The sequence below is a fragment of the Hymenobacter agri genome (assembly GCF_054778495.1).
Map to the genome: position 1 here is coordinate 1 of NZ_BAAGZM010000932.1, position 1,192 is coordinate 1,192.

The window sequence follows — 1,192 nt, forward strand, 5'->3', positions numbered from 1 at the left end:
CGGCTTGTTGGCCCCAGCCCAGCGCCAGTACACCCTCGACAGCCTACGCCTGCGCCTTGACCGTCAGGCCGTGGATGCCGCCTACCGCCCCAAAGTGAGCGCCGTCGTGGACGCGGGCTTGCAGTCGTCGTCGTACCTGCCCGTGGCGCTGGCCCACAGCGTGGGGCTGGGGATGGGGCTGCAATTGAGCGTACCCATCTTCGACGGCCACCAGCGCCAGCTGCAGTACCAGCGCCTCGACCTGAGCGAGCAAAGCCGGCGCGGCTACCGGAAGTTTCTCACGGTGCAGCGGCAACAGCAGTATGAGCAGCTGGAAGGGCTGATTCGGGCCTCCGACGCACTGCTGGCCCGCATCCGGGAGCAGTTGCGCGTGGCCGACGCGCTGGTGGGCGCCGCCCGGCAGCAGCTGGCCACGGGCGACGTCGCCATTCTCGACTACCTCAACCTGGTGACCAGCTACCGCACCCTGCAATTCAGCCTCACCCAGGCCCAGACCGAGCAGCTCCGCAGCCGCTTTGCGCTGGACTACCTCGCCGAGCAGTAGCGTGAACGATGCGCGTCCATGCCACACTTCCTTCCCGCTATCATGAGCCTGTCCCTTCGTCTGCTTCTCCTTCTCGTCCTCACCAGCCTCGCGGCCTGCGGAACCAAAGACCCGTCCGCCGATGAAGCTGCCGCACCCGCCGACGGCGAGGAGGAAGCGGCCGTGAAGCCCCGCGCTCTGGTCACGGTAGGCAGCATCCAAACCGACACTCTCACCGATGTGCTGCGTCTGAGCGCCGTGTCGGCCTACGCGGCCAAGGACGCACTACGGGCCACCACCACCGGCTACGTGCTGGCGCCCACGCCTGTGGTGGGCCAGCAGGTGCGCGCCGGCCAAACGGTGTTCACCATCCAAACCAAGGAATCGAAAACCCTGCACCTCGACCAACTCACCGGCGACCCGCGCCTGAAATTCAGCGGTATCATCCCGATTAAATCGGCCCGCGCGGGCATTCTGGCGACGGTGGACAAGCTGGCCGGCGACTACGTGCAGGACGGCGAGCAACTCGGCCTCACCTACGACAAAAGCCGCTTCGGCTTCATCCTCGACGTGCCCGTGACGCAGCTGCGCTACGTGCACACCGGCCAGACCTGCCGCATCCTGCTGCCCGACGGCCGCCTGCTGCTGGGCCGCGTGGCCGAGGTGCTG

Annotated in this window: 2 protein-coding genes; both read left to right on the forward strand. The window is 67.3% G+C overall.

Annotation, left to right across the window (positions count from 1 at the left end):
• On the forward strand, positions 1–544 hold a 544-nt coding region (locus ACYVDE_RS23470), incomplete at its 5' end, for a TolC family protein (RefSeq protein WP_460503947.1).
• 42 nt (positions 545–586) lie between these two features.
• Positions 587–1,192 (forward strand): biotin/lipoyl attachment domain-containing protein (locus tag ACYVDE_RS23475; RefSeq protein WP_460503948.1); only part of this gene is annotated, 606 nt, incomplete at its 3' end.